General features: G+C 68.9%; 22 protein-coding genes. 10 read left to right on the forward strand and 12 right to left on the reverse strand.

All coding sequences use genetic code 11. The features are described from left to right. Positions 1–11: 11 nt before the first annotated feature. The 4 genes from odhB to FHP08_RS06360 form a co-directional block, all read right to left on the reverse strand. A complete protein-coding gene (gene odhB, locus FHP08_RS06345; protein WP_147703474.1) occupies positions 12–1,283 on the reverse strand; it encodes a 2-oxoglutarate dehydrogenase complex dihydrolipoyllysine-residue succinyltransferase in 1,272 nt (423 codons plus the stop codon). Positions 1,284–1,341: 58 nt separating this feature from the next. Then, complete coding sequence (locus FHP08_RS06350) at positions 1,342–4,200, reverse strand: 2-oxoglutarate dehydrogenase E1 component (RefSeq protein ID WP_147703796.1); 2,859 nt, start codon at positions 4,198–4,200, stop codon at positions 1,342–1,344. Between the two features lie 236 nt (positions 4,201–4,436). After that, a complete protein-coding gene (locus FHP08_RS06355; RefSeq protein ID WP_147703475.1) occupies positions 4,437–5,399 on the reverse strand; it encodes a PA2778 family cysteine peptidase in 963 nt (320 codons plus the stop codon). Then, a complete protein-coding gene (locus FHP08_RS06360) occupies positions 5,396–5,788 on the reverse strand; it encodes a PA2779 family protein (protein ID WP_147703476.1) in 393 nt (130 codons plus the stop codon). Before FHP08_RS06360 ends, FHP08_RS06355 begins: the two co-directional genes overlap by 4 nt. 234 nt (positions 5,789–6,022) lie before the next feature. Here FHP08_RS06360 and FHP08_RS06365 point away from each other — a divergent pair, with 234 nt between their 5' ends. From FHP08_RS06365 to FHP08_RS06380, 4 genes are all read left to right on the forward strand, one after another. Then, positions 6,023–7,843 carry an FAD-dependent oxidoreductase gene (locus FHP08_RS06365; protein ID WP_147703477.1) on the forward strand — a complete coding sequence of 607 codons (1,821 nt, stop codon included), beginning with the start codon at positions 6,023–6,025 and terminating at the stop codon, positions 7,841–7,843. Then, entirely contained in the window at positions 7,843–9,684 is a 1,842-nt protein-coding gene (locus tag FHP08_RS06370; RefSeq protein WP_147703478.1) for a 2-oxoacid:acceptor oxidoreductase subunit alpha, read from the forward strand. The genes FHP08_RS06365 and FHP08_RS06370 overlap by 1 nt, the downstream gene beginning before the upstream one ends. Before the next feature lie 2 nt (positions 9,685–9,686). Beyond that, complete coding sequence (locus FHP08_RS06375) at positions 9,687–10,742, forward strand: 2-oxoacid:ferredoxin oxidoreductase subunit beta (RefSeq protein WP_147703479.1); 1,056 nt, start codon at positions 9,687–9,689, stop codon at positions 10,740–10,742. Positions 10,743–10,813: 71 nt separating this feature from the next. After that, entirely contained in the window at positions 10,814–11,140 is a 327-nt protein-coding gene (locus tag FHP08_RS06380) for an NIPSNAP family protein (protein ID WP_147703480.1), read from the forward strand. 84 nt (positions 11,141–11,224) lie between these two features. Here FHP08_RS06380 and gltA read toward each other — a convergent pair whose 3' ends face one another. The 7 genes from gltA to FHP08_RS06415 all read right to left on the reverse strand — a co-directional run bounded on the left by gltA (position 11,225) and on the right by FHP08_RS06415 (position 17,191). Beyond that, the gene (gltA, locus tag FHP08_RS06385) at positions 11,225–12,532 is read right to left on the reverse strand and encodes a citrate synthase (RefSeq protein WP_147703481.1); all 1,308 of its coding nucleotides are present in this window, start codon (positions 12,530–12,532) and stop codon (positions 11,225–11,227) included. A gap of 49 nt (positions 12,533–12,581) precedes the next feature. After that, complete coding sequence (locus FHP08_RS06390) at positions 12,582–12,851, reverse strand: succinate dehydrogenase assembly factor 2 (RefSeq protein WP_147703797.1); 270 nt, start codon at positions 12,849–12,851, stop codon at positions 12,582–12,584. Continuing rightward, positions 12,848–13,609, reverse strand: a complete 762-nt coding sequence (locus FHP08_RS06395) for a succinate dehydrogenase iron-sulfur subunit (protein WP_147703482.1) — start codon at positions 13,607–13,609, stop codon at positions 12,848–12,850. Before FHP08_RS06395 ends, FHP08_RS06390 begins: the two co-directional genes overlap by 4 nt. Before the next feature lie 55 nt (positions 13,610–13,664). After that, positions 13,665–15,455 carry a succinate dehydrogenase flavoprotein subunit gene (gene sdhA, locus FHP08_RS06400; RefSeq protein WP_147703483.1) on the reverse strand — a complete coding sequence of 597 codons (1,791 nt, stop codon included), beginning with the start codon at positions 15,453–15,455 and terminating at the stop codon, positions 13,665–13,667. 1 nt (position 15,456) lies between these two features. Next, positions 15,457–15,807, reverse strand: coding sequence for a succinate dehydrogenase, hydrophobic membrane anchor protein (gene sdhD, locus FHP08_RS06405; protein WP_147703484.1), 351 nt, complete (start codon positions 15,805–15,807; stop codon positions 15,457–15,459). 3 nt (positions 15,808–15,810) lie between these two features. Continuing rightward, positions 15,811–16,236, reverse strand: coding sequence for a succinate dehydrogenase, cytochrome b556 subunit (gene sdhC / locus FHP08_RS06410; RefSeq protein ID WP_147703485.1), 426 nt, complete (start codon positions 16,234–16,236; stop codon positions 15,811–15,813). Between the two features lie 112 nt (positions 16,237–16,348). Then, a complete protein-coding gene (locus tag FHP08_RS06415; RefSeq protein ID WP_147703486.1) occupies positions 16,349–17,191 on the reverse strand; it encodes a GntR family transcriptional regulator in 843 nt (280 codons plus the stop codon). Positions 17,192–17,402: 211 nt separating this feature from the next. On the opposite strand from FHP08_RS06415, the gene FHP08_RS06420 reads away from it, so the two are divergent. The 6 genes from FHP08_RS06420 (at position 17,403) to FHP08_RS06445 (ending at position 26,438) form a co-directional block, all read left to right on the forward strand. After that, on the forward strand, positions 17,403–18,386 hold the full coding sequence (locus FHP08_RS06420; RefSeq protein ID WP_147703487.1) for a malate dehydrogenase: 984 nt from the start codon (positions 17,403–17,405) through the stop codon (positions 18,384–18,386). A gap of 95 nt (positions 18,387–18,481) precedes the next feature. Further along, complete coding sequence (gene prpB, locus FHP08_RS06425) at positions 18,482–19,363, forward strand: methylisocitrate lyase (RefSeq protein ID WP_147703488.1); 882 nt, start codon at positions 18,482–18,484, stop codon at positions 19,361–19,363. A 73-nt stretch (positions 19,364–19,436) separates the two neighbouring features. Next, positions 19,437–20,594, forward strand: coding sequence for a bifunctional 2-methylcitrate synthase/citrate synthase (gene prpC / locus FHP08_RS06430; RefSeq protein ID WP_147703489.1), 1,158 nt, complete (start codon positions 19,437–19,439; stop codon positions 20,592–20,594). 43 nt (positions 20,595–20,637) lie between these two features. Next, positions 20,638–21,234 carry a DUF3617 domain-containing protein gene (locus tag FHP08_RS06435; protein WP_147703490.1) on the forward strand — a complete coding sequence of 199 codons (597 nt, stop codon included), beginning with the start codon at positions 20,638–20,640 and terminating at the stop codon, positions 21,232–21,234. A gap of 34 nt (positions 21,235–21,268) precedes the next feature. Further along, complete coding sequence (gene acnA, locus FHP08_RS06440) at positions 21,269–23,971, forward strand: aconitate hydratase AcnA (protein ID WP_147703491.1); 2,703 nt, start codon at positions 21,269–21,271, stop codon at positions 23,969–23,971. A 175-nt stretch (positions 23,972–24,146) separates the two neighbouring features. Beyond that, positions 24,147–26,438 (forward strand): sensor domain-containing phosphodiesterase, encoded by a 2,292-nt coding sequence (locus FHP08_RS06445; protein ID WP_147703492.1) that lies wholly within the window; start codon positions 24,147–24,149, stop codon positions 26,436–26,438. A gap of 63 nt (positions 26,439–26,501) precedes the next feature. Here the strand turns inward: FHP08_RS06445 and FHP08_RS06450 are convergent, their stop codons facing one another. Next, a complete protein-coding gene (locus FHP08_RS06450) occupies positions 26,502–26,921 on the reverse strand; it encodes a VOC family protein (RefSeq protein WP_147703493.1) in 420 nt (139 codons plus the stop codon). Between the last annotated feature and the right edge of the window lie 7 nt (positions 26,922–26,928).

The raw sequence follows: 26,928 nt of genomic DNA on the forward strand, positions 1-26,928 counted from the left end.
TCGCGATCTCCTTACAGGTCGAGCAGCAGGCGCGCCGGGTCCTCGAGCGCTTCCTTGATGGCCACCAGGAACAGCACCGCCTCGCGGCCGTCGATGATCCGGTGGTCGTAGGACAGCGCCAGATAGTTGATCGGCCGGATCACGATCTGGCCGTTCTCGACCACCGGCCGCTCCTTCGTGGCATGGATGCCCAGGATCGCGGACTGCGGCGGGTTGATGATCGGGGTCGAAAGCATCGAGCCGAACACGCCGCCGTTGCTGATCGAGAAGGTGCCGCCGGTGAGGTCTTCCAGGCCCAGCTTGCCGTCCTGGGCGCGCTTGCCGTACTCGCCGATCTGCTTCTCGATCTGGCCGAAGGTCAGCTGGTCGGCGTTGCGCACCACCGGCACGACCAGGCCGCGCGGCGAGCCCACGGCCACGCCGATGTCGAAGTAGCCGTGATAGACGATGTCGGTGCCGTCCACCGAGGCGTTGACAACCGGGAACTTCTTCAGCCCGTGCACCGCGGCCTTGACGAAGAAGGACATGAAACCCAGGCGCGTGCCGTGCTCCTTCTCGAAGCGATCCTGGTACTTCTTGCGAAGCTCCATGACCGGCTGCATGTTGACTTCGTTGAAGGTGGTCAGGATCGCGTTGGTGGCCTGCGACTGCAGCAGGCGCTCGGCCACGCGCTGGCGCAGCCGCGACATCGGCACACGCTGCTCAGGACGGCCTTCGAGCATGCTCGCCAGGTCGACCGGTGGCTTGACCTCCGGCAGGCTGCTGGTGGGCGCCCCGGTGGGAATCGCGGGCGTCGGGGCGGCCGCCGCCGCGCCGACCGCGGCCAGCACGTCGCCCTTGGTGATCCGGCCGTCGCGGCCGGTGCCCGCGACCTGGGCAGGCGCGAGACCGGTTTCGGCCATCAGCTTGGCGGCCGCGGGCATCGCCACGCCGGCCTTGGCGCCGCCGGCCGCAGCCGGGGCCGCCGCGGGCGCGGCTGCGGCCGGCACAGCCTGCGCCGGCGCAGCCGCCGCGGCGGGCGCCGCAACCGCGCCGGCCTTCGCCTCGGTGTCGAGGATCGCGATCACCTCGCCCGCCACGACGGTGCTGCCATCGCCCTTGACGATCTGCGTGATGACGCCGGCGTCCGGCGCGGGCAATTCGAGCACGACCTTGTCGGTCTCGATGTCGATCAGGTTCTCGTCGCGAGCCACCGCTTCGCCGACTTTCTTGTGCCACTGCAGCAGGGTCGCCTCGGCGACCGATTCGGAGAGCTGCGGGACCTTGACTTCGATGAGGGCCATTTTTCTGGATCTCCAGCGGAGAATTCGGGTATCGGGGAGGAGGAGTCGGGGCGAACGATCAGGCGGTCTTGCGCGCGCGGGACTTCGAATCGCCGAACGCGGCGGCGATCAGCTCCTTCTGCTGCGCGTAGTGCTTGTCGTAGTAACCGACCGCGGGCGAGGCCGAGGGTGCGCGGCCTGCGTAGGCGAGCTTCTGGCCGTCCTTCAGCGCCTCGCCGATGTGGTGCTGCAGGTAGAACCAGGCGCCCTGGTTCTGGGGTTCGTCCTGGCACCACACCACCTGCGTGGCGTTCGGGTACTTCCTGAGCTCGGCCTCGAGCGCCTTGTGCGGGAAAGGATAGAGCTGCTCGATGCGCAGCAGCGCCACGTCGTCGCGCTCGCGCTCGCGCCGCCCGACCAGCAGGTCGTAGTGGACCCGCCCGGTGCTGATGATCACGCGGCGCACCTTCTTCGGGTCGATCGCCTGGTCGGGCTCGCCGAGCACCGTGCGGAATTCGCCCTTGGCGAGATCGTCGAGCGACGAGACCGCCTCCTTGTTGCGCAGCAGCGACTTCGGCGTGAGGATGACCAGCGGCTTGCGGAACATCCGGATCATCTGCCGGCGCAGCAGGTGGAAGATCTGCGCGGGCGTGGTCGGCTGGCAGACCTGCATGTTGTGCTCGGCGCACAGCTGCAGGAAGCGCTCCGGGCGGGCCGACGAGTGTTCGGGGCCCTGCCCTTCGTAGCCGTGCGGCAGCATCATGACCAGGCCATTGGCGCGGCCCCACTTGGTCTCGCCCGACGAGATGAACTGGTCGATCACCACCTGCGCGCCGTTCACGAAGTCGCCGAACTGCGCTTCCCAGATCACCAGGGTGTTGGGGTCCGACGAGGCATATCCGTATTCGAAGGCGAGCACCGCCTCCTCGGACAGCACCGAGTCGATGACGATGAACTGGCCCTGGTTGTCGGCCACGAACTGCAGCGGGATGTAGGCGCCGGCGTCCCACTTCTCGCGGTTCTGGTCGTGCAGCACCGCGTGCCTGTGGGTGAAGGTGCCGCGGCCGGAGTCCTGGCCCGACAGTCGCACGCCGTAACCGGCCGCGCAGAGCGTGGCAAAGGCGAGGTGCTCGCCCATGCCCCAGTCGAGGGGCTGCTCGCCGCGGGCCATGGCCCGGCGGTCGTTGACCACCTTCTCGACCAGCGGATGCAGCTTCAGGTCGGCCGGCAGCGTCGTGATGCGCTCGCCCAGGCGCTGCAGCTCGGGCAAGGGCACCGCGGTGTCGGCCGAATCGGTCCACTTGCGGTTGAGGAAGGGCAGCCAGTCGACCGCGTACTTGCTCTTGAAGTTGGTGATGACCGGGTCGACCGTGTGCTTGCCCTCGTCCATCGCCTTGCGGTACTCGGCAACGAAGCGATCGCCCTCGTCGGCCGCGATCACGCCCTGCGTGGCCAGGCGGTCGGCGTAGAGCTTGCGGGTGCCCGGATGCTGGGCGACCTTCTTGTACATCATCGGCTGGGTGACCGCCGGGGTGTCCTGCTCGTTGTGGCCCAGCTTGCGGAAGCAGACGATGTCGACGACCACGTCCTTGCGGAACTCCTGCCGGTAGTCGAGCGCCAGCTGCGTGGCATGGACGACCGCCTCCGGGTCGTCGCCGTTCACGTGCAGCACCGGGGCCTCGATCATCTTGACCACGTCGGTGCAGTAGATCGTGGAGCGGGTGTCGCGCGGATCGGAGGTGGTGAAACCGATCTGGTTGTTGATGACGATGTGCACTGTGCCGCGCGTGCCGTAGCCGCGGGTCTGCGCCAGGTTGAGCGTCTCCATGACCACGCCCTGCCCCGCGAAGGCGGCGTCGCCGTGCACCAGGACCGGCAGGACCTGATCGCCGTTGCGATCGCCGCGCCGCACCATGCGCGCCTTGGCCGAGCCCTCGACCACCGGGTTCACGATCTCCAGGTGCGAGGGGTTGAAGGCCAGCGACAGGTGGACCGGACCGCCCGGGGTGGAGACGTCGCTCGAGAAGCCCTTGTGGTACTTGACGTCGCCGCTGGGGAGGTCGTCGGCGTGGCGCCCCTCGAACTCGGCGAACAGGTCCTTGGGCATCTTGCCCAGCGTGTTAACCAGCACGTTCAGGCGACCGCGGTGGGCCATGCCGATGACGATCTCCTGGATGCCCACCTGGCCGGCGCGCTGGATCAGCTCGTCCATGGCCGGGATGAAGCTTTCGCCGCCCTCGAGCGAGAAGCGCTTCTGGCCGACGAACTTGGTGTGCAGGTAGCGCTCCAGGCCCTCGGCGGCGGTCAGCCGCTCCAGGATGCGCTTCTTCTTCTCGGGCGAGTAGTTCGGGCGGGCGCGGGTCGACTCCAGACGCTCCTGCCACCAGCGCTTCTGGGCCTGGTCGCTGATGTACATGAACTCGGCGCCGATCGAGCCGCAGTAGGTGTCGCGCAGCGCCTGCACGATGTCGCGCAGCGGCGCGTTGTCGAAGCCGAAGTAGGTGTTGGCCGCCGAATAGATGTTGGCGTGGTCGCCTTCGCTGAAGTCGTAGAACGCCGGCTCCAGCTCGGGGATCGCCGGGCGCTCCTGGCGCTTGAGCGGGTCGAGGTCGGCCCAGCGCGAGCCCACGTTGCGATAGGCGGCCACCAGCTGCTGGACGAAGACCTGCTTGCGCGCGGTGGCGGCGTCGCCCCCCATGACGCGGGGCTGCAGCGTGCCCTCCCGGGCGCGCTCGGCGAAGGACTGGACGATGGGGGCGTGCGCGACGTCACGCGTCTCGGGCTTTCCATCGGCCGCCGGCACCATCTGCATGCTGTCGAACCAGGCACGCCAGGCGTCGGGCACCGAGCCCGGGTTGTTCAGGTAGCTCTCGTAGAGCTCTTCGACATAAGGAGCATTGCCGCCGAACAGATAGGAGTTCGACCGGAAGGCTTTCATCATGGTGCTTCACCTTGTTGAACGAGTTTCTCGTCAAAGATGCCCGGCCGTCGCGAAAGGACGACGCCGGCGAATCCTCACCGGATTCCGGTGACGGGATTCGAGACAAATCGGAGCTGACGGGTGGGGATCAGGACATAAGGCAGCTTTGGCGAATCATGAAATGGTATCACCCGGGGCTGGCGACGCCCGAATGACCGTGCCGCTGAAGCGACAGTTTCAGCGCTTTGCCCGAATCAGTCCGGCAGCCCCTTCACCGACAGCCCATCGAGCGTCTCGCGATACGCCTGCACGCGGGGCCCGCCCAGGAACACGGCCCTTCGCGCGGCCTCGATCGCCGCCCGCCGGTCGCCCGCGTCGGCCAGCGCGTGGGCCAGGTTGTTCCAGGCATCCGCGAAGTCGGGGTGCCGGCGCACCGCGGCCTGCCAGGCGGCGCGCGCCCCGGCCTTGTCGCCGGCGGCCCAGGCCGCGTTGCCCAGGCCCAGCGCCGCGGTGCGGTTGCCGGGCCAGCGCGCGAGCACGGCCGTCCAGCCTTGCCTGGCGGCGGCCGGATCGATCCGCTCCAGGCCGGCCACGCCGCGCGCGGCCGCCTCCTCGCCGGCGCCATCGGGCAGCCGATCGGGGCGCGACACGGTCATCGCCCAGGAGCCGCCGCGGACCCACGTGCGCTCGAACGGATGGATAGACTGCTCCGAGGCCTCCTCGACCCCGGTGTGCAGCACGACGGTGCCGCGCTGCAGGTCGTAGCCGATCAGGACCGCGTAATGCCAGAACGGTGCGGCATCGAGACCCAGGTTCTGGAACACCACCACCGGCAGGCCGCCGGCCAGCGCCCGCAGCGGATCCTCGAGGGAGCCGCCCAGACGCACGCTGAGCAGGCCGCGCCGCCGGGGCGCGGCGAGCATTTCGGGCTGCAGGCTGCCCTGGCGCGCCGGCACCCAGACCTCGGGCACCAGCGCATCGGGCGACACCCGGACGCCGGCCGGCTGCATGGCCATGGCCAGCGCCGCCGGTCCGCACTCGTACTCGCGCTGCGCGAAGAAGGGAACCCCGGCGATCGAGGCGCGTGCCGGCAGTCCGCGCGGCCGGTCCGCGCCCGACTCGATCGCCGACCTGAGCCGGTTCGCCTGCGGCGCCGCGCAGCCCGCGAGCGCCAGCGGCGCGACGGCGAGCGCCGCGAGCAGCGCCCGCCGGGTCAACGGACCGATCGAGTGAAGGGGAAGACCTTGGTCAGGCCCAGGATGTCGGTGACCAGCAACACGACGAAGACGAACACGAGCGCGCCGACGATGCCGGCGCCCGCCGGGGCGGTCCCGACCTTGCCGGCCAGGTTGCGGACCTCGTCGTCACCCAGCGCGGCGACCCGCGCCTCGACCTCGGCGGGGCTCACGCCCATCGCCACCAACTCGTCGCGGACCTCCGCGCGGGCCAGCCAGGCATTGATCGTTGCGCGATCCGCGTCGACCTGGGCGGCAGTGAGGGTTTCTTCGGAACCGATCATCCGTGCCGACACGGGCGCCGGCATCGTGGCGCCGAGCATCGACACCACGAGTGCAGCGGAGAGGAAACGCGACAGGCTCTTGAACATGGGGAGCTCCGAGGGGTTGGGGTGGCGGCAAGTTTGCACCGCGAAGTCCGGATGCCGCAAACCGCAGCGCACAAAGTCACGCCCGCCGGCGAAAAGCCGCGCAAACGACACATGCTCGCTTTGCCGCCCGCAAACCCGGGAGTAGACTGCCGCGGACAAGACCGCAAACCGATGCGCACGAGCGCCGCAACCGCGCGCGGCTCCGCAGCATCGGGCGATGCAGGAGGAGACCCGTTGCAGGCGACCGACATCTCGCATCCCGACTACTTCCACAAGGTGGTCGACTGTCAGTGGGCCTGCCCGGCCCACACCCCCGTTCCCGAATACATCCGGCTGATCGCCGCGGGGCGTCACAGCGACGCCTACATGGTGAACTGGCGATCCAACGTCTTCCCCGGCATTCTCGGCCGCACCTGCGACCGGCCCTGCGAGCCCGCCTGCCGGCGCGGCCGGGTCGAGGAGCGCCAGGCCGAGCGACCCGAACCGGTCGCCATCTGCCGGCTCAAGCGCGTCGCCGCCGACCTGAAGGACGACATCCGGCACCGTCTGCCCCGCCCGCCAGCCCGACCCGACGCGCCGCGCGTGGCATGCATCGGCGGCGGGCCCGCCTCGCTCACCGTGGCGCGCGACCTGGCCGCCATCGGCTATCGCGTCACCGTGTTCGACGAAGGCCGGGCTGCCGGCGGGATGATCCGCACGCAGATCCCCCGCTTCCGACTGCCCGAGGAAGTCATCGACGAGGAAACCGGCTACATCCTCGGCCTCGGCGTGGACTACCGCTCGGGCACGCGCATCGATTCCATGCGCGAGCTGCTCGCGCAGGACTTCGACGCGGTGTTCGTCGGCTGCGGCGCCCCGCGCGGCCGGGACCTCGACATCCCGGGCCGCGCCGAGGCCGATTCGGCGATCCACATCGGCATCGAGTGGCTGGCTTCGGTCTCCTTCGGCCACGTCAGCTCGGTCGGCAAGCGGGTGCTCGTGCTGGGCGGCGGCAACACCGCGATGGACTGCTGCCGCACCGCCCGCCGCCTCGGCGGCGAGGACGTCAAGGTGGTGGTGCGCTCGGGCTTCGACGAGATGAAGGCGTCTCCCTGGGAGAAGGAAGACGCGATGCACGAGGGCATTCCCATCCTGAACTGGCTGGTGCCCAAGGCCTTCGTGCACGACGAAGGCAAGCTGACCGGCATGGTCTTCGAGAAGGTCCGCGCCGAGTACGACGCGCGCGGACGCCGCAAGCTGGTGCCGGCGGGCGAGCCCGACGTCCACCTCGAATGCGACGAGGTCCTTGTGGCGGTGGGCCAGGAGAACGCCTTCCCCTGGATCGAGCGCGACATCGGCATCGAGTTCGACGACTCCGGCATGCCCAGGCTCCACCCGGTCACCCTTCGCTCCACGCTGCCCAGGGTGTTCTTCGGCGGCGACGCGGCGCTCGGGCCCAAGAACATCATCTGGGCGGTCGCCCACGGCCACGAGGCCGCGGTGTCGATCGACCGCATGCTCAACGGCGAGCCGGTCGAGGATCGTCCGCTGCCCGCGGTCGAGACCATGTCCCAGAAGATGGGCATCCACGAGTGGAGCTACGACAACGACGTGTCGCTCGAGGCGCGTCACCGGGTGCCCTGGCGCGACGTCAACCAGGCCCTGCGCGACATCCGGGTCGAGGTCGAGCTGGGCTTCGACGCGAAGACCGCGATCCACGAGGCCCATCGCTGCCTGAACTGCGACGTGCAGACGGTCTTCAATCCGCCGCAGTGCATCGAGTGCGACGCCTGCGTCGACATCTGCCCGATGGACTGCATCACCTTCACCGCCGACGGCGAGGAATCGGAGCTTCGCCAGCGCCTGCGGGCGCCCGCGCTGAACGCCGAGCAGGCGCTCTACGTACAGGACGGACTGAAGACCGGTCGCGTCATGGTCAAGGACGAGGACGTCTGCCTGCACTGCGGCCTGTGCGCCGAGCGCTGCCCGACCGGCGCCTGGGACATGCAGAAAACCCTGATCTCGATGACCCACGCCGGCCCCGCCTGCCGGCCCCCCCATAGGAAGGCAGCCTGATGAAGCGGATCGAGGCCGTCAACGACTTCGTCGTCAAGTTCGCGAACGTCAACGGCTCGGGGTCCGCCTCGGCCAACGAGCTGTTCGCCCGCAGCTTCCTGCGCATGGGCGTGCCGGTGAGCCCGCGCAACATCTTCCCGTCCAACATCCAGGGCCTGCCCACCTGGTACGAGGTGCGCGTCACCGAGAAGGGCTGGCTGGGCCGCCGCGGCGGCGTGGACCTGATGGTCGCGATGAACCCGCAGACCTGGGACCGCGACGTGGCCGAGGTGGACCCTGGCGGCTACCTGCTCTACGACAGCACCAAGCCGCTGCCGCCCGGCAGGTTCCGGCCCGACATCCACCCGATCGGCGTGCCGCTCACGCAGATGTGCAACGCGGCCTACTCCGATCCGCGCGAGCGCCAGCTTCTCAAGAACATCATGTACGTGGGCGTGCTCGCGGCGCTGCTGGGCATCGAGCCGGAGGCGATCGCACAGCTGGTCGGCGAGCAGTACAAGGGCAAGGAGAAGCTGCTCACGCCCAACCTCGACGCCTTCCGCAAAGGCTTCCACTACGCCACCGAGCACCTCGACGACGCGATCGGCCTGCGGGTCCGGCGCGCGGCCAACGTCGGCGACCGGATCTTCATGGAGGGCAACGCCGCGGCGGCGCTGGGCTGCGTGTATGGCGGCGCCACGGTCTGCGCCTGGTATCCGATCACGCCCTCCTCGTCGGTGGCCGAGGCCTTCCAGAAGTTCTGCGGCAAGCTCCGGGTCGAGAAGGAGAGCGGCGAGAACCGCTTCGCGATCGTCCAGGCCGAGGACGAGCTCGCCTCGATCGGCATGGTCGTGGGCGCGGGCTGGAACGGCGCGCGCGCCTTCACCGCCACCTCCGGCCCGGGCATTTCGCTGATGACCGAGTTCATCGGCCTGGCCTACTTCGCCGAGATCCCGGCGGTCATCATCGACGTGCAGCGCGGCGGGCCTTCCACCGGCATGCCCACGCGCACCCAGCAGGCCGACCTGATCGCCTGCGCCTACGCCTCGCACGGCGACACCCGGCACGTGCTGCTGATCCCCGAGGACCCGCACGAGTGCTTCGAATTCGCGGCCCAGGCGCTCGACCTGGCGGACCGCCTGCAGACGCCGGTCTTCCTGATGACCGACCTCGACATCGGCATGAACCAGCGGCTGTGCGCGCCGCTCAAGTGGGACGACGCCCGCAGGTACGACCGCGGCAAGCTGATGACTGCCGACATGCTCGACGCCGGCCGCGACTTCGGCCGCTACCTCGACGTCGACGGCGACGGCATCCCCTTCCGCACGCTGCCCGGCACGCACCCCACCAAGGGCGGCTACTTCACCCGTGGCACCACCAAGGACGCCTACGCCCGCTATTCCGAGGCCGGGCCCGACTACGTCTACAACGTCCAGCGCCTGCTGAAGAAGCACGACACCGCGAAGAAGCTGGTTCCCGCCGCCATCGAGAAGCAGGCCGACCGTCCCACCCGCTTCGGCGTGATCCACTTCGGCTCCACCGCCCCGGCCATGGCCGAGGCCCACGAGGCCCTCGCCGCCCGCGACCTGCAGCTGGACACCCTTCGGCTGCGCGCCTTCCCCTTCGGCGACGAGGTCGGCAAGTTCGTCGCCGCGCACCAGACGGTGTTCGTCATCGAGCAGAACCGCGATGCGCAGATGCGCACGATGCTGGTCAACGAACTCGGCACCGACCCCGCCAAGCTGGTGCCCATCCTCCACTACGACGGCACGCCGATCACCGCCCGCTTCATCACCGAGGCGATCGCCGAGCGGATGAGCGGCGCCAACGTCGAACCGATCAAGCGCGGCAAGGTGGCCTGACCATGACCTATCTCGCGAAACCTGCCCTGCACCACCCCACGCTGCCGACCAACCGGCTCGGCTACACGCGGCGCGACTACGAAGGCAAGATCTCCACGCTGTGCGCCGGCTGCGGCCACGATTCGATCTCGGCGGCGATCATCCAGGCCTGCTGGGAGCTCGACGTGGAGCCCCACCGGGTGGCCAAGCTCTCGGGCATCGGCTGCTCGTCGAAGACCCCCGACTACTTCCTGGGCAACTCGCACGGCTTCAACACGGTCCACGGCCGCATGCCCTCGGTGCTCACCGGCGCGGCGCTCGCCAACCGCGAGCTTGTCTACCTCGGCGTGTCGGGCGACGGCGACTCCGCGTCGATCGGGCTCGGGCAGTTCGCCCACCTGATGCGCCGCGGCGTCAACATGACCTACATCGTCGAGAACAACGGGGTCTACGGCCTGACCAAGGGCCAGTTCTCGGCCACCGCCGACCAGGGCTCGAAGTCCAAACGCGGCGCGGTGAACCTGGACTCGCCCATCGATCTGGTGCCGCTCGCGCTGCAGCTCGGCGCCACCTACGTCGCGCGCGCCTTTTCCGGCGACAAGGCGCAGCTGGTGCCCCTGATCAAGGGTGCGCTGGCCCACCCGGGCGCGGCCTTCATCGACGTGATCAGCCCCTGCGTGGCCTTCAACAACCACGCCGGCAGCACCCGCAGCTACGACTACGTGCGCGAGCACAACGAGGCGGTCAACCGGATCGACTTCATGCCCCGGCGCAGCGAGATCACCGCCGACTATGCGGCCGGCACGGTCGTCGACGTGCCGCAGCACGACGGCTCGATCCTGCGCCTGCGCAAGCTCGCCGAGGACTTCGACCCGCGCGACCGGATCGGCGCCATCGAGCATGTGATGCAGCATCAGGCCCGCGGCGAGATCGTCACCGGCCTGCTGTTCGTCGACCCCGAGGCCGGCGACCTGCACCAGCGCCTGGGCACCCCCGCCACGCCGATGAACCGCCTCGACGAGAAGGCCCTGTGCCCCGGCTCGGCGATGCTCGAGCGAATCAACGCGTCGCTGCGCTGAACGGCCAACCGGCGGGAGAAGGCCCGGCCCTCTCCCTTCTCCGTTCTCCCTTCCCTCAACCTTTCCGCGAAATGATCCACGAACTCCGCATCTACCACTGCATGCCGGGCCGCCTGCCCGACCTGAACAAGCGCTTCGCCACCGTCACCCTGAAGCTCTGGGAGAAGCACGGCATCCGCCAGGCCGGCTTCTGGACCACGCTGGTCGGCCCGAACGCCAACGACCTGTACTACCTGCTCGAGTGGGAGAGCATGGCCGAGCGCGAGCTGAAGTGGAATGCGTTCGCCGCCGACCCCGAGTGGCTGAAGGCGAAGGCCGAGACCGAGGCCAACGGACCGATCGTCAGCGTGGTCGAGAACATGTTCCTGCAGCCCACGGCTTACTCGAGCGTGCGCTGACCCGGGGCCATCGCTCGCGCCAGGAAGAAGAAGGGCGGCCCTCGGGCCGCCCTTTCGTTTGCGCGATCGCGCCCGACCCGCGGGTCAGCGCTTGTCGATCGTCTGCACCTCGCGCGGGGTCTTGCCGGTGAACAGCTGGCGCGGCCGGCCGATCTTCTGGTCGGGATCGGCGATCATCTCGCCCCACTGCGCGATCCAGCCCACGGTGCGAGCCAGCGCGAAGATGCAGGTGAACATGCTGGTCGGGATGCCCATCGCCTTCTGGACGATGCCCGAGTAGAAGTCGACGTTCGGGTAGAGCTTGCGCTGCACGAAGTAGTCGTCCTCGAGCGCGATCTGCTCGAGCTTCATGGCCAGCGCGAAGAGCGGATCGTCGTGCAGGCCCAGCTCGCCCAGCACCTCGTGGCAGGTCTCGCGCATCAGCTTGGCGCGCGGGTCGTAGTTCTTGTAGACCCGGTGGCCGAAGCCCATCAGCTTGACGCCCGAGTTCTTGTCCTTGACCTTGTCGATGAACTCGCCGATCTTCTCGACCCCGCCCTGCTTCTGGATGTCGTCGAGCATGATCAGGCAGGCCTCGTTCGCACCGCCGTGCGCCGGGCCCCACAGCGTGGCGATGCCGGCCGCGATGCAGGCGAACGGGTTCGCGCCCGAGGACCCCGCCAGGCGGACGGTGGAGGTCGACGCATTCTGCTCGTGGTCGGCGTGCAGGATCAGGATCCGGTCGAGCGCGCGCACGAGCACGTCGTTCGGCTTGTACTCGTCGCAGGGCGTGCCGAACATCATGCGAAGGAAGTTCGCCGAGTAAGACAGGTCGTTGCGCGGGTACATGAACGGCTGGCCGGTGTTGTACTTGTAGGCCATCGCGGTCAGGGTCGGCATCTTGGCGATCAGCCTGATCGCCGACACGAAGCGGTGCTCGGGATCGTTGATGTCCAGCGAGTCGTGATAGAAGGCCGAGAGCGCGCCCACGCAGCCGACCAGCACCGCCATCGGGTGCGCGTCGCGGCGGAAGCCCTGGAAGAAGCGGGTCATCTGCTCGTGCACCATCGTGTGGTGCGTGACCCGGTAGTCGAAGTCGCGGCGCTGCTCCTCGTTGGGCAGCTCGCCGTTCAGCAGCAGGTAGCAGATCTCGAGGTAGTCGCAGTGCTGCGCCAGCTGCTCGATCGGGTAGCCGCGGTAGAGCAGCTCGCCCTTGTCGCCGTCGATGTAGGTGATCTTCGACTCGCAGGCCGCGGTCGACATGAAGCCCGGGTCGAAGGTGAACTTGCCCGTCTGCCCGTAGAGCTTGCGAATGTCGACGACATCGGGCCCCATCGTGCCCTTGTAGACCGGGAACTCGACCGAGGGCGTGCCGTCGGTGAACGAGAGCGTGGCTTTTTGCTGCGAGGTCATCGGACTCTTCCTCTCAATGTTGATCGTTGCGTGCCCCGAGGCGCCGCGCTCAGACCGAGCGGAGCAACCCGAGCACCCGCCTCGCCTCCGGCGAGACACCCTGATCCGGCTCGGTCCGGGCGAGGATCAGGTCCAGCAGTTCGTTGTCGGCCAGATCCAGGAGCTGGTCCAGGCCCGCGACATCGTCATCCGAGAGCGATTCCTCGTACCGGTCGAAGAAGCGCCCGAAGATCAGGTCGTTCTCGAGCAGGCCCCGCCTGGCGCGCCAGCGCAGTCGCCGGCGCCTGGTCTCGTCGGCCTGGTGGCTCGAGGCCATCAGACGGTTCGCCTGACCATCAGTTCCTTGATCTTGCCGATCGCCTTGGTCGGGTTGAGCCCCTTCGGGCACACGTCGACGCAATTCATGATCGAGTGGCAACGGAACAGCCGATACGGATCCTCGAGGTCGTCGAGACGCTGGCTGGTGGCCTGGTCGCGGCTGTCGGCGATGAAGCGGTAGGCCTGCAGCAGGCCCGCCGGGCCGACGAACTTGTCCGGATTCCACCAGAACGACGGGCACGAGGTGCTGCAGCAGGCGCACAGGATGCACTCGTACAGGCCGTCGAGTTCCTCGCGCTCCTCCGGCGACTGCAGGCGCTCCTTCTCGGGCGGCGGCGTGTCGTTGATCAGGTAGGGGCGGATCGAGTGGTACTGCTTGAAGAACTGCGTCATGTCCACGATCAGGTCGCGGATGACCGGCAGTCCGGGCAGCGGCTTGAGGACGATCGGCTCCTTCAGGTCGCGAAGGTTGGTGATGCAGGCCAGGCCGTTCTTGCCGTTGATGTTCATCGCGTCGGACCCGCACACGCCTTCGCGGCAGGAGCGGCGGAACGCGATCGAGTCGTCGGTCGCCTGCTTGATGCGCATCAGCGCGTCGAGCAGCATCTTGTCGGTGGGCAGGAGCTCGACCTCGAGGTCCTGCATGTAGGGCTTGGCGTCCTTGTCGGGATCGTAGCGATAGATCGAGAACTTCACGACGCGTTTGGCCTGCGCGCCCGACGGGGTCACGCTGACCGGGGATTCGACCACTGCGCTCATCGCTGCTCCTGCGCTCGTTCGGTGTGTCTGTGGGCTGTGCTCGGGAAGGCGCGCATCAGAACGTGCGCGCCTTGGGCTGGAAGGTCTCGACCGTGAGCGGCTTCAAGGTCACCGGCTTGTAGTCGAGGCGGTTGCCTTCCGAGAACCACAGCGTGTGCTTGATCCAGCTGGCGTCGTCGCGCTCGGGATAGTCGCGGTGCGCGTGGGCGCCGCGGCTCTCCTTGCGGGCCTCGGCCGACACGATCGTGGCCTTGGCGGTCTCGATCAGGTTCGCGACTTCCAGCGCCTCGACGCGCGCGGTGTTGAACACCTGCGACTTGTCCTTCACGTGGATGTCGTTGCCGCGCGCCTCGATCTCGAGGATCTTCTGCACGCCCTGCTCGAGCAGCTCGCTGGTGCGGAACACGCCGCAGTGGGCCTGCATCGTGCGGCGGATGTCGTTGGCCACGTCCTGCGCGTTCTCGCCGGACTTCGAGCCGTCGATGCGCGCCAGCCGGGCCAGCGCGTTGTCGCCGGCGTCGCGCGGCAGCGGCTTCTGCGCGCCGTCCTTGAGCTTCGAGGCCACGATGTGGTTGCCGGCCGCCCGGCCGAACACCAGCAGGTCGAGCAGCGAGTTGGTGCCCAGGCGATTGGCGCCGTGGACCGACACGCAGGCGCACTCGCCGATCGCGTACAGCCCACCGAGCACCGCGTTGGGATTGCCATCCTTCGGGACCACCACCTGCCCGTGGTAGTTGGTCGGGATGCCGCCCATCTGGTAGTGGATGGTGGGCACGACCGGGATCGGGTCCTTGATCGGGTCGACGTTGGCGAACTTGATCGCGATCTCGCGGATCGAGGGCAGCCGCTTCATGATGGTCTCGGCGCCCAGGTGATCGAGCTTGAGCAGCACGTGATCGCCGTCGGGGCCCGCGCCTCGGCCTTCCTTGATCTCCTGGTCCATCGAGCGCGACACGAAGTCGCGCGGCGCCAGGTCCTTCAGGGTGGGCGCGTAGCGCTCCATGAAGCGCTCGCCGTGCTTGTTCAGCAGGATGCCGCCCTCGCCGCGCACGCCCTCGGTGATCAGCACGCCCGCGCCGGCCACGCCGGTCGGGTGGAACTGCCAGAACTCCATGTCCTCGAGCGGGATGCCCGCGCGCGCGGCCATGCCCATGCCATCGCCGGTATTGATGAAGGCATTGGTCGAAGCCTGCCAGATGCGGCCCGCGCCGCCGGTGGCGAGCACCGTGACCTTGGCCTCGAGGATCATCACCTGCCCGGTTTCCATCTCGAGGGCGATCACGCCGACGCAGTCGCCCTCGCTGTCGCGGATCAGGTCGAGCGCCATCCACTCCACGAAGAACTGGGTGCGGGCGCGCACGTTGCGCTGGTAGAGCGTATGAAGCAGCGCGTGGCCGGTGCGGTCGGCGGCGGCGCAGGCGCGCTGCACCGGCTTCTCGCCGAAGTTCGCGGTGTGGCCGCCGAAGGGGCGCTGGTAGATGGTGCCGTCCGGGTTGCGGTCGAACGGCATGCCGAAATGCTCGAGCTCGTAGACGACCTTGGGCGCCTCGCGGCACATGAACTCGATGGCGTCCTGGTCGCCCAGGTAGTCCGACCCCTTCACGGTGTCGAACATGTGCCAGTACCAGTTGTCCTCGCTCATGTTGCCCAGCGACGCGCCGATGCCGCCCTGGGCGGCCACCGTGTGCGAGCGGGTCGGGAAGACCTTGGACAGCACCGCCACGCTGTAGCCGGCCTCGGCCAGCTGCAGCGAGCAGCGCATGCCGGCGCCGCCGGCGCCGACGATCACCGCGTCGAACTTGCGCCGCGGAAGGTTGTTCGACAGATGGTTCAGCACGTCGGCCATCTCAGACGCTCCAGAGAATCATGATCGCCCAAATGGCGTAGCCGACCAGCGCAACGATCGTGGCGATCAGCAGGGACAGGCGAAGGCCCGTGGGCTTGATGTAGTCCATGAAGATGTCCCGCACGCCGACCCAGGCGTGCCAGACCAGCGACACCAGCGCGAGCAGCGTGAGCACCTTCATCCAGGTGGATGCGAACATGCCGGCCCAGCTGCCGTAGCTGAGCTCGGGCAGCGCGAACAGCCAGCCCAGCAGCACCAGCGTGTACAGGACGAGGATCACCGCGGTGATCCGTTGCGCGAGCCAGTCGCGCAGGCCGTAGTGCGCGCCGACGATCAGTCGTTTGGTCGTCATGGTTCAGAACACTCCGAAGATCTTCAGCGCCACCAGCAGGGTCAGCGTGAGGCTGACCGCCAGGACCGCCGCCGCCGAGCTGCGCGAGGCCGCCTTCTCGACGCCCACGTGCATGTCGAGGAACAGGTAGCGGATGCCCGCGCACAGGTGGTGCAGGTAGGCCCAGGCCAGCGCGAGCAGCACCAGCTTGGCGAACCAGTGCGAGACGATCGCGCGGTAGCTCTCGAAACTGATCTCCGAGACCAGGCTTTGCTGGAAGAGATACAAGACGAAGGGCAGGCCCACCAGGAACATCAGCGCGCCGCTCACCCGATGGAGGATCGACACGATGCCCGCGAGAGGCAGTCGGTAACCGACGATCTGGGTGACGTGGATGTTCCTGAATTCCGGGCGGGGTCTGCCCGCTGATTTTTCTGCCGCGTCGGCCATGACGTCCTCTTGGATGCAAAACCTTTACATTTTGACGCAAATTGGCGCATCGCACCAATGCGTCGGACCGCTTGCAGGGTATTTCCGGACCCCCTCGCGCCCCGGGAGTGGCTCAGATCAGCTCGTTGTAGTAGTGGTGGTTCGTGGTGACCGAATACCCGCGCCGCAGCTCCACCGGCCGGTCTTCGTAGGTATAGGTGAGCCGCTCGACGAGCAGGAGCGGCGAGCCCGGCGCCACGTCGAGCTCGCGCGCGAGCGCCGCGTCGGCCGCGATCGCCTTCAGCCTTTCGGTGGCGCGGATCATCCGCGTGCCGAATTCCGCTTCGAACAGCCCGTACAGGGGGCCGCTGTAGGCGGCCAGGCGCTCCGCGGACAGGCCGCGAAAGCGCGCGCCCGGCAGCCAGATCTCGTCGAGCACCTCGGGGCGACCATCGGCCTCGAGCATGCGCCGGATCTGGATCACCGTCTCGCCGGTGCGAAGCTGGAGCAGCCGCGCGATCTCCACCGGCGCGCGCAGCCTTCGACAGTCGAGGATGTGGCTGGTCATCGGCATCGCCGCGTACGCGCCGCCGCCGGCGGGCTCGTCGGGCCGGATCCGCAGGAACCGGAACTGGGTGCGCACCTCGTGGTGCGAGGCCACGAAGGTGCCTCGCCCCTGGCGCCTGACCAGCATATGCCCGGCCGCCAGCTCGTCGATCGCCTTGCGCACCGTGCCCTGGCTCACCCGGAAGCGCGCCGCCAGTTCGGTCTCGCTCGGGATGGCTTCGCCAGGCTTCCACTCCCCTTCCTGCAGGCTGCGCATCAGCAAGGCCTGGATCTGGCGGTAGAGCGGCGCGAAGGTCGGCGCGCCGTGGGCCGGCGCCGCCGTCTTCGTCCCGTGCCGGGAAGCGGGCCTGGACGCGCCCCGGCCGGCGGGGCGGGGAGCGCCCCCGGGGTCTCCGGACGGATGGTTCATGGCATCGTTCATGACCCGGATTGAACCACGGACCGGGCACTGAAGTCCAGTTTCTTATGTCTTATATAAGATATAAAGCCAAGTTGACATCATCATGCGGCCGACCTAAACTCGCCGCCATCCGGGCCCGGCCCGTTCGCGCGGCCGCCTGCGAGCGCCGCCCGCGCCCCGGCCGCGCCCATCCGATCCCTCTCATCGCAAAGGTCAGACAATGTCCAAACCCGCAAAGCGCGTCGCGGTCACCGGCGCCGCCGGCCAGATCGGTTACAGCCTGCTCTTTCGCATCGCCAACGGCGACATGCTCGGCAAGGACCAGCCGGTCATCCTCCAGCTGCTCGACATCACCCCGGCGCTGCCCGCGGTGCGCGGCGTGGTGATGGAGCTCGAGGACTGCGCCTTCCCGCTGCTGGCCGGCGTCGTGGTCACCGACGATCCGAAGGTGGCGTTCAAGGATGCGGACTATGCGCTGCTGGTCGGCGCCCGCCCCCGCAGCAAGGGCATGGAGCGCAAGGACCTGCTCGAGGCCAACGGCGCGATCTTCACGGTGCAGGGCCGCGCGCTCGACGAAGCGGCCAGCCGGGACGTGCGCGTGCTGGTGGTCGGCAACCCTGCCAACACCAACGCCTACATCGCGATGAAATCGGCTCCGAGCCTGCCGAAGAAGAACTTCACCGCCATGCTGCGCCTGGACCACAACCGGGCGCTGTCGCAGCTTGCGGCCCGGACCGGCAAGCCGGTCGGCCAGATCGAGAAGCTCGCGGTCTGGGGCAACCACAGCCCGACCATGTACCCGGACTATCGCTTCGCCACGATCGGCGGACAGTCGGTCAAGGCCATGATCAACGACGACGCCTGGAACCGCGACGCCTTCATCCCCACGGTGGGCAAGCGCGGCGCGGCGATCATCGAGGCGCGCGGCCTGTCCTCGGCGGCCTCGGCCGCCAACGCGGCGATCGACCACATGCGCGACTGGACGCTGGGCACGAACGGCCGCTGGGTCACGATGGGCATCCCGTCCGACGGCTCCTACGGCATCCCCGAGGACATCATGTACGGCTTCCCGGTCACCTGCGCCGGCGGCGAGTACACGATGATCAAGGGCCTGGAGATCGACGAATTCAGCCGCTCGAAGATGGACGCGACGCTCAAGGAGCTCTTCGAAGAGCGCGACGGCGTCGCCCACCTGCTCGGCTGAGGCCACGCACCGCGCCCCCTCCTCCGCACGCCCGCCCTGCTCCCGCGCATCGGGGCGGCGGCCGCGCTCGCAAGCGAACCCGTAACGAGACCGAGATGACACAGACCCCTGGCCAGAAGTTCAGGCAGGCCCTCGCCGACGAGAAACCCCTGCAGATCCCGGGCGCGATCAACGCGAACCACGCGCTGCTGGTGCGCAACGCCGGCTTCCGCGCCGTCTACCTGTCGGGCGGCGGCGTGGCCGCGGGCTCGCTGGGCCTGCCCGACCTGGGCATCTCGGGCCTCGACGACGTGCTGACCGACGTGCGCCGCATCACCGACGTCTGCGACCTGCCGCTGCTGGTCGACGTGGACACCGGCTTCGGCGCCTCGGCCTTCAACGTGGCCCGCACCACGAAGTCGCTGATCAAGTTCGGCGCGGCCGCGATGCACATCGAGGACCAGGTCGGCGCCAAGCGCTGCGGCCATCGCCCCGGCAAGGAGATCGTCTCGCAGCAGGAGATGGTCGACCGGATCAAGGCCGCGGCCGACGCGCGCACCGACGACTCCTTCTTCATCATGGCGCGCACCGACGCGCTGGCCGTCGAGGGCATCGAGTCGGCGATCGAGCGCTCGATCGCCTGCATGGAGGCCGGTGCCGACGGCATCTTCGCCGAGGCGCTGACCGATCTGTCGATGTACCGCAGCTTCGTCGACGCGGTGAAGGCCCCGGTGCTGGCCAACATCACCGAGTTCGGGCAGACGCCGCTGTTCACCGTCGATGAGCTCGCCTCGACCGGCGCGGCGATGGTCCTGTACCCGCTGTCGGGCTTCCGCGCGGCGAACAAGGCCGCGCAGAACGTCTACGAGGCGCTGCGCCGCGACGGCACGCAGAAGGCGGTCCTCGACACGATGCAGACCCGCAAGGAGCTCTACGACGCGATCGGCTACTGGGATTACGAGCGCAAGCTCGACGAACTGTTCGCCAAGTCGCGCTGAACATGACGCGCCGCCCCAGTCGCGCCGACGCGCGCGGCGCCCCGAGACACCGGATAGACCCGAGGAAGAACTGATGAGCAAAGAGACTCCCGCCGCCGGATTCAAGCCCAAGAAGTCGGTCGCCCTGTCGGGCGTGACCGCGGGCAACACCGCGCTGTGCACCGTGGGCCGCAGCGGCAACGACCTGCACTATCGCGGCTACGACATCCTCGACATTGCCGACGTCGCCGAGTTCGAGGAGATCGCCTACCTTCTGGTGCACGGCAAGCTGCCCAACCGCGCCGAGCTCGCGGGCTACAAGACGAAGCTGCGCGCGATGCGCGGCCTGCCCGCCAACGTGATGGACGCGCTCGAGAGCCTGCCGGCCTCGTCGCACCCGATGGACGTCATGCGCACCGGCGTGTCGGCCCTGGGCTGCCAGCTGCCCGAGAAGGACGACCACAACATGCCGGGGGCGCGCGACATCGCCGACCGGCTGATGGCCTCGCTGGGCTCGATGCTGCTGTACTGGTACCACTACAGCCACAACGGCAGGCAGATCGACGTCGAGACCGACGACGACTCGATCGGCGGCCACTTCCTGCACCTGCTGCACGGCCGCGAGCCCTCGGCCGAGTGGGTGCGCGCCATGCACACTTCGCTGAACCTCTACGCCGAGCACGAGTTCAACGCGTCCACCTTCACCTGCCGCGTGATCGCGGGCACCGGCTCCGACATGTACTCGGCGATCACCGGCGGCATCGGCGCGCTGCGCGGCCCCAAGCACGGCGGCGCCAACGAGGTCGCCTTCGAGGTCCAGAAGCGCTACGACACGCCGGACGAGGCCGAGGCCGACATCCGCCGCCGCGTCGAGAACAAGGAAGTCATCATCGGCTTCGGCCACCCGGTCTACACGATCGCCGACCCGCGCAACAAGATCATCAAGGACGTCGCGCGCAAGCTCTCCAAGAGCGCCGGCGACATGAAGATGTTCAGCATCGCCGAGCGGCTCGAGACGGTCATGTGGGACATCAAGAAGATGTTCCCCAACCTCGACTGGTTCAGCGCGGTCAGCTACCACATGATGGGCGTGCCCACCGCGATGTTCACGCCGCTCTTCGTGATCGCCCGCACTTCGGGCTGGGCGGCGCACGTGATCGAGCAGCGGATCGACAACAAGATCATCCGCCCGAGCGCGAACTACACCGGCCCCGAGAACCGGAAGTTCGTGCCGATCGACAAGCGCAAGTAGTCGCCCGCCCACCCTTCGCCGACCGGGGCGCTTCGTGACAGCCATGACCCGCATCCCCGCCGCCAGCGCCCTGCGCGCGTTCGCGGCGTCGGCTGCGGCGAGCATCGCGCTGTCGCCCGCGGGTGCGGCCCTGGCCCAGTCCGCCCCCGCCCTGCCTGCGGCCAGCGGCCCGGATGCCGGGTCGACCGACTATCCGCGCCGCACCGCCGGCCTCTGGGAGGTGCGCTCGGTGGGCGCGCAGGCGGCCGGGCTCCCGCCGGTGCGGCAGTGCGTGGGCGCCGGGACCGACACGGCCGCCCACCACCTGGACCGCAGCCCCGGGCGGCGGGGCGCCTGCGAATTCGGCCCCTTCCGGCGCGCCGGCGCGGCCTGGCTCGCCGAGTCCGAATGCCGCCAGGGGCGCACCCTGGTGAGCACCCGCGCCGTCGTCACCGGCGACCTGGAGTCGACCTACCGGATCGACACGCTGGTGCGCTACGATCCGCCGCTCGCCGGCACGAAGCGCGAAGACCGGGACGCGCTCGAGGCGCGCCGCCTGGGCCCCTGCCTCCCGGGGCAGGCGCCAGGCGACGTCGTCGTTCCCGGAATGGGCACCCTGAACATGGGCATCGGCGAGCCTCGCCGCGGCCCCCGTCCGTAGTCACACGAACCTTCTTCTTCGACGAGGTCATCCAATGTCCACCAACGCGTTCAACACGCTGAAGGACTTCAAGCTGAAGTCCGGCAAGACGGGCAAGTTCCATTCGCTGCCGGCCCTGGCGCGCAAGTTCCCCAACGTCAAGCGCCTGCCGATCTCGATCCGGATCGTCCTCGAGTCGGTCCTGCGCAACTGCGACGGCAAGAAGGTCACCCAGGCCCACATCGAGCAGCTGGCGAACTGGAAGCCCAACGACAAGCGGGTCGACGAGATCCCCTTCGTGGTCGCGCGCGTGGTGCTGCAGGACTTCACCGGCGTGCCGCTGCTGGCCGACCTCGCCGCGATGCGCGGCGTGGCCGCGCAGATGAAGCGCGACCCGAAGACGATCGAGCCGCTGGTGCCGGTCGACCTGGTGGTGGACCACTCGGTCATGATCGACCACTTCCGCACGCCGAACGCGCTCGACCTGAACATGAAGCTGGAGTTCCAGCGCAACGCCGAGCGCTACCAGTTCATGAAGTGGGGCATGCAGGCCTTCGACACCTTCAAGGTCGTGCCCCCGGGCATCGGCATCGTCCACCAGGTCAACCTGGAGTACCTGGCACGCGGCGTGCACAAGAACAAGGCGGGTGTCCATTACCCCGACTCGCTGGTCGGCACCGACAGCCACACCACGATGATCAACGGCATCGGCGTGGTCGGCTGGGGCGTGGGCGGCATCGAGGCCGAGGCCGGGATGCTGGGCCAGCCGGTCTACTTCCTGACGCCCGACGTGGTCGGCGTGCACCTGAAGGGCAAGCTGCGCGAGGGCTGCACCGCCACCGACCTGGTGCTGACCATCACCGAGATGCTGCGCCGCGAGAAGGTCGTCGGCAAGTTCGTCGAGTTCTTCGGCGAGGGCACCCGCTCGCTGGCCGTGCCCGACCGCGCGACCATCGCCAACATGGCCCCCGAATACGGCGCCACGATGGGTTTCTTCCCCGTCGACGAGAAGACCATCGACTACTTCGAAGGAACCGGCCGCACGAAGGACGAGATCGACGCGCTCGAGAGCTACTTCAAGGCCCAGGGCCTGTTCGGCGTGCCCAAGGCCGGCCAGGTCGACTATTCCAAGGTGCTCGAGCTCGACCTGTCGACGGTCACCCCGTCGCTGGCCGGCCCGAAGCGTCCGCAGGACCGGATCGAGATCGGCAAGGTCAAGGGCACCTTCGCGGACCTGTTCTCGAAGCCGGTGGCCGAGAACGGCTTCAACAAGAGCGCCGAGGACCTCGGCAAGACCTACAAGACCAGCGCCGGGACCGAACTGCACAACGGCGACGTGCTGATCGCCGCGATCACCTCCTGCACCAACACCTCGAACCCGGGCGTCCTGCTGGCCGCCGGCCTGCTGGCCAAGAAGGCGGTCAAGCTCGGGCTGACGGTCAAGCCGCACATCAAGACCTCGCTGGCTCCCGGCTCGCGCGTGGTCACCGATTACCTCGAGCGCGCCAAGCTGCTGCCCTACCTGGCCGAGCTCGGCTTCAGCGTCGCGGCCTACGGCTGCACGACCTGCATCGGCAACGCCGGCGACCTGACCCCGGACATCAACGAGGCGATCACCGCCAACGACATGGTCTGCGCGGCGGTGCTGTCGGGCAACCGGAACTTCGAGGCGCGGATCCACCCGAACCTGCGCGCGAACTTCCTGGCCTCGCCGCCGCTGGTCGTGGCCTACGCGATCGCCGGCAACGTGAACGTCGACCTGATGACCGAGCCGATCGGCAAGGACAGGAAGGGCCGGGACGTGTTCATCGGCGACATCTGGCCGACCACCGACGAGATCCACGGGCTGATGAAGTACGCGATGGACCCGAGGACCTTCAAGCGCCTGTACTCCGACCTGACGAAGGACCACGTGCTGTGGAACAAGGTGCCGTCGGCGTCGGGCCAGGTCTACGACTGGCCGAAGTCCACCTACATCGCCGAGCCGCCCTTCTTCGGCGGGTTCGCGCTGCAGCCGGGCAACTTCGACTCGTCGATCCGCGGCGCCCGCGCCCTGGGCCTGTTCGGCGACTCGATCACCACCGACCACATCTCGCCGGCCGGCTCGATCAAGGAGAACTCGCCCGCCGGCAAGTACCTGATCGCCAACGGCGTGAGCAAGGCCGACTTCAACTCCTACGGCGCCCGGCGCGGCAACCACGAGGTGATGATGCGCGGCACCTTCGCCAACGTGCGGATCAAGAACCTGATGATCCCGGCCGGCCCCGACGGCAGCCGCGAGGAGGGCGGCGTCACGCTGCACCAGCCCACCGGCGAGAAGATGTTCATCTACGACGCCGCGATGCGCTACATCGAGGAAGGCACGGCCACCGTGATCTTCGGCGGCGAGGAGTACGGCACCGGCTCGTCGCGCGACTGGGCGGCCAAGGGCACCCAGCTGCTCGGCGTCAAGGCGGTCGTGGCCCGCAGCTTCGAGCGCATCCACCGCTCGAACCTGGTCGGCATGGGTGTGCTCCCTCTGCAGTTCAAGGGCAAGGACTCCTGGGAGTCGCTGGGCATCGTCGGTGACGAGCAGTTCGACATCCACGTGCCGGCCGACCTGAAGCCGCAGCAGGACATCCGGATGACGATCACCCGCAAGGACGGATCGACGAAGGACGTCGCGCTGCTGTCGCGGATCGACACCCCGATCGAAGTGGACTACTACCGGCACGGCGGCATCCTGCCCTACGTGCTGCGCGAGCTTCTCGCGGCGTGATGGCGCAACGGAGCGGGGGCGCCGACCGCCCCCGCTCCCTCTCCCACCCTCATCCACCTTCTCTCTCCCCCTTCCCCGATTCCCCTCCCCGCCCTTACACTCGGGTGATCGCACCGCCCTGGATCCAGGACCCTTGTTTCGCTCCGACCCCGCCCCGCCGCAGGACACCGGTCCCTTGCCGGACGCCGGAGGCGATGCCACCGCCGGCCCCCAACAGGCGGGCGGCGGGCTTGCCCTGGCGCTTGCGGTCTTCGCGATCGCCTTCTTCGCCTGCCTGGTCGCGCGGCTGATCTCGCCCCCCGCCCCCGGGGTGCTGCTCGTGTGGCCCGCCGCCGGCGTCGCGCTCGCCTTCGCCTGGCGCGACAGCCTGCGATGGGTCCTGCCGGCGGCGGCCGGCGCGGCCCTCTGGGCCTGGGTCGACACCCGACTGCCGGGCGCCACGGCAGCCGCCTTCGCCGCAAGCGCTGCCGGGCCTGCCCTGGCCGTTCGTCTGATGCGGCAGCTCGGCGACTGGAAGCCGGCCGACTATCGGCTCGACGCCTCGGTCCGGTTCGCGATGCTGGTCATCCTGGTGGCGGCGCCGCTCGACGCGCTGTTCGCCGCGCTCGGCCTGCCGGCATCGATCGGCGGCGCCGAGTCGAACCCCATCCAGCGCTTCGCGGTCTGGTGGCTGATCGACGCCCTGGGCATGCTGCTGGTCGCGCCCGCGCTGCTGGCCTGGTTCGGCAGCGGCGATCGCGGACCCGCCGCCGCCGAGCCGCCGGGGGGCGCTTCCCAGCCCGCGGGCTCGCGCATCGCCGCCCCCGATTCGGCGGCCCTGGTCGCCACCGCCGTCGTCGCGGGGCTCAGTGCCGCGCTCACGGTGCTCGGGCATCCCGGCTTTGCGCACGCCCTGCTGTTCCTCTACTTCCCGGTCGTGGCCTGGACCGCCATCCGCTGCGACGAGCGGGCCACCGCGCTCACGCTGCTGATCACCGGCCTGCCGCTGCTCGCGCTGCGCGCCTGGCAGGCCGACCTGGCGGGCGCGCGGGGCCACGAGTCGCTCGATGTGGCGGTCCTGCTCTTCTGCGCGGTCATCGTGGCCCTGATGCTCCAGGCCACCGCCGCCGATCGCCGCTTCGCCCTGGCCCGCATGGCCCGCCAGGCGCGCGAGGACATGTCCACCAGATTGCTCAACGACCGCGGCCTGATCACCGAGGTCGGCGAGCGCCTGGCCACGCCGGGCCGGCCGGACTACGGACTGATCGGCCTGCACGTGGCCAACTTCGACACGCTGAACGACCTCTGCGGCGCGCTGCAGGCCATGCAGCTCGAGCAGGACCTCGCCGCGATGCTTCGGCGGCAGCCGGGGTTGCGCGCGGCCGCCCGGCTGTCGGCCGGGCGATTCGCGCTGCTGGTCGAGGCCGACTCGGTGGCCCGCGTGCGGAGCGTGGCGCGCGAGATCTATTCCCAGTTCAACGGCCAGCTGTTCCGGACCGAGCACGGAAGCGTGCGCCTGCAGATGTGCGTCGGCGGCCTGCTGGTCGACCGCAACGCGCAGATCGACAGCGAGGACTGCATCGTCTCGCTGTCCGACGCGCTGGCGATCGCGGCGAGCGTTCGCGACCCGCAGCTCTTCGTGGAGCCGCTCTCGCAGACCATGATCGATGCCCGGCGCTCCCACCAGGCCCGGATCGAGCAGATCCGCGAGGCGATCCGCGACCAGCGCTTCGCGCTGCACGCCCAGCCGATGATCGACCCCGAAGCGCCGCCCGACAAGCTCTCCTACGAGGTGCTGCTCAGATTGCTGGACCGCGACGGCAGCCTGATCAGGCCGCCCGAGTTCCTGACCCTGGTGGGCCAGGCGCAGATGACGCCAGCCATGGATCGTGGCGTGATCCGCGCGGTGTTCTCGTGGCTGGCTGCGCACCCCGAGGCGCTCGCGCGCACCTGGAAGTGCTCGATCAACCTGTCGGGCCTCACGATGAGCGACGGCACGATCGCGGGCTTCATCCGCGAGCAGCGCGCGCTGCACGGCATTCCCGCCGAGCTGATCGTGTTCGAGATCACCGAGAGCGAGGCCATCCGCAATCCGGCGGCCGCGTCGCGCCTGGTCGACGACCTCAAGGCCGAGGGCTTCGGCATCGCGCTCGACGACTTCGGCACCGGGCTGGCCACCTTCGAGTACCTGAAGCGCTTCCCGCTGGACTACCTGAAGATCGACGGTTCCTTCATCCGCAACCTGACCACCAGCCCGATCGACGAGGAGATCGTCCTCTCGACGGTACGGGTCGCGCAGCGCCTCAACGTGCGGACGGTGGCCGAGCATGTCCACAGCCGCGAGGTGCTCGACCGCGTCACCGAGCTCGGCATCGGCCACCTGCAGGGCAACCTGATCGGCAGCGCCTGTCCGCTCGCCGAGCTCTTCCGCACCGCCTCGTCCCAGTCGCCGTTCAAGGCGCCCAGGGATCTCCGGGCCACGTCCTGAGCCGCCCGCGGCCGGGCGCCTCGGCCGTCGATCGTAACCGGCGCCCGTCAGGACGCCGGGGGTTCACTTCGCGAACAGCGACGCGATGTCGCGGAAGGCCTTGAACTCGAGCGCGTTGCCCGAGGGATCGAGGAAGAACATCGTGGCCTGCTCGCCGACCTGGCCCTTGAAGCGGACGTGCGGCTCGATCACGAACGAAACGCCGGCCGCCTTCAGGCGGTCGGCAAGCGCCTGCCAGTCCTCCATCGACAGCACGACGCCGAAGTGACGCACCGGCACCTGGTCGCCGTCGACCGCGTTGGTCGCCGCCTGCCGGGCCTCGTCGGGCGCGAGGTGAGCGACGACCTGATGGCCGTACAGGTCGAAGTCGATCCAGTCCTCGGAACTGCGGCCCTCGGGGCAGCCGAGCAGCCCGCCGTAGAAGGCGCGGGCGGCGGCGAGATCGTGGACGGGAAAGGCGAGATGGAAAGGATGAACGGCCATGGCAAGC

It is taken from the genome of Zeimonas arvi, from assembly GCF_008039575.1.
GTDB classification, from domain to species: domain Bacteria; phylum Pseudomonadota; class Gammaproteobacteria; order Burkholderiales; family Burkholderiaceae_E; genus Zeimonas; species Zeimonas arvi.

Coding starts and splice junctions, on each gene's coding strand:
- prpC (WP_147703489.1), top strand. CDS start 19,437: ATGAGCAAAGAGACTCCCGCCGCCGGATTCAAGCCCAAGAAGTCGGTC.
- FHP08_RS06370 (WP_147703478.1), top strand. CDS start 7,843: ATGAAGCGGATCGAGGCCGTCAACGACTTCGTCGTCAAGTTCGCGAAC.
- FHP08_RS06350 (WP_147703796.1), bottom strand. CDS start 4,200: ATGAAAGCCTTCCGGTCGAACTCCTATCTGTTCGGCGGCAATGCTCCT.
- gltA (WP_147703481.1), bottom strand. CDS start 12,532: ATGACCTCGCAGCAAAAAGCCACGCTCTCGTTCACCGACGGCACGCCC.
- sdhC (WP_147703485.1), bottom strand. CDS start 16,236: ATGGCCGACGCGGCAGAAAAATCAGCGGGCAGACCCCGCCCGGAATTC.
- prpB (WP_147703488.1), top strand. CDS start 18,482: ATGACACAGACCCCTGGCCAGAAGTTCAGGCAGGCCCTCGCCGACGAG.
- FHP08_RS06415 (WP_147703486.1), bottom strand. CDS start 17,191: ATGAACCATCCGTCCGGAGACCCCGGGGGCGCTCCCCGCCCCGCCGGC.
- FHP08_RS06420 (WP_147703487.1), top strand. CDS start 17,403: ATGTCCAAACCCGCAAAGCGCGTCGCGGTCACCGGCGCCGCCGGCCAG.
- sdhD (WP_147703484.1), bottom strand. CDS start 15,807: ATGACGACCAAACGACTGATCGTCGGCGCGCACTACGGCCTGCGCGAC.
- sdhA (WP_147703483.1), bottom strand. CDS start 15,455: ATGGCCGACGTGCTGAACCATCTGTCGAACAACCTTCCGCGGCGCAAG.
- FHP08_RS06435 (WP_147703490.1), top strand. CDS start 20,638: ATGACCCGCATCCCCGCCGCCAGCGCCCTGCGCGCGTTCGCGGCGTCG.
- acnA (WP_147703491.1), top strand. CDS start 21,269: ATGTCCACCAACGCGTTCAACACGCTGAAGGACTTCAAGCTGAAGTCC.
- FHP08_RS06450 (WP_147703493.1), bottom strand. CDS start 26,921: ATGGCCGTTCATCCTTTCCATCTCGCCTTTCCCGTCCACGATCTCGCC.
- FHP08_RS06380 (WP_147703480.1), top strand. CDS start 10,814: ATGATCCACGAACTCCGCATCTACCACTGCATGCCGGGCCGCCTGCCC.
- FHP08_RS06395 (WP_147703482.1), bottom strand. CDS start 13,609: ATGAGCGCAGTGGTCGAATCCCCGGTCAGCGTGACCCCGTCGGGCGCG.
- FHP08_RS06375 (WP_147703479.1), top strand. CDS start 9,687: ATGACCTATCTCGCGAAACCTGCCCTGCACCACCCCACGCTGCCGACC.
- odhB (WP_147703474.1), bottom strand. CDS start 1,283: ATGGCCCTCATCGAAGTCAAGGTCCCGCAGCTCTCCGAATCGGTCGCC.
- FHP08_RS06360 (WP_147703476.1), bottom strand. CDS start 5,788: ATGTTCAAGAGCCTGTCGCGTTTCCTCTCCGCTGCACTCGTGGTGTCG.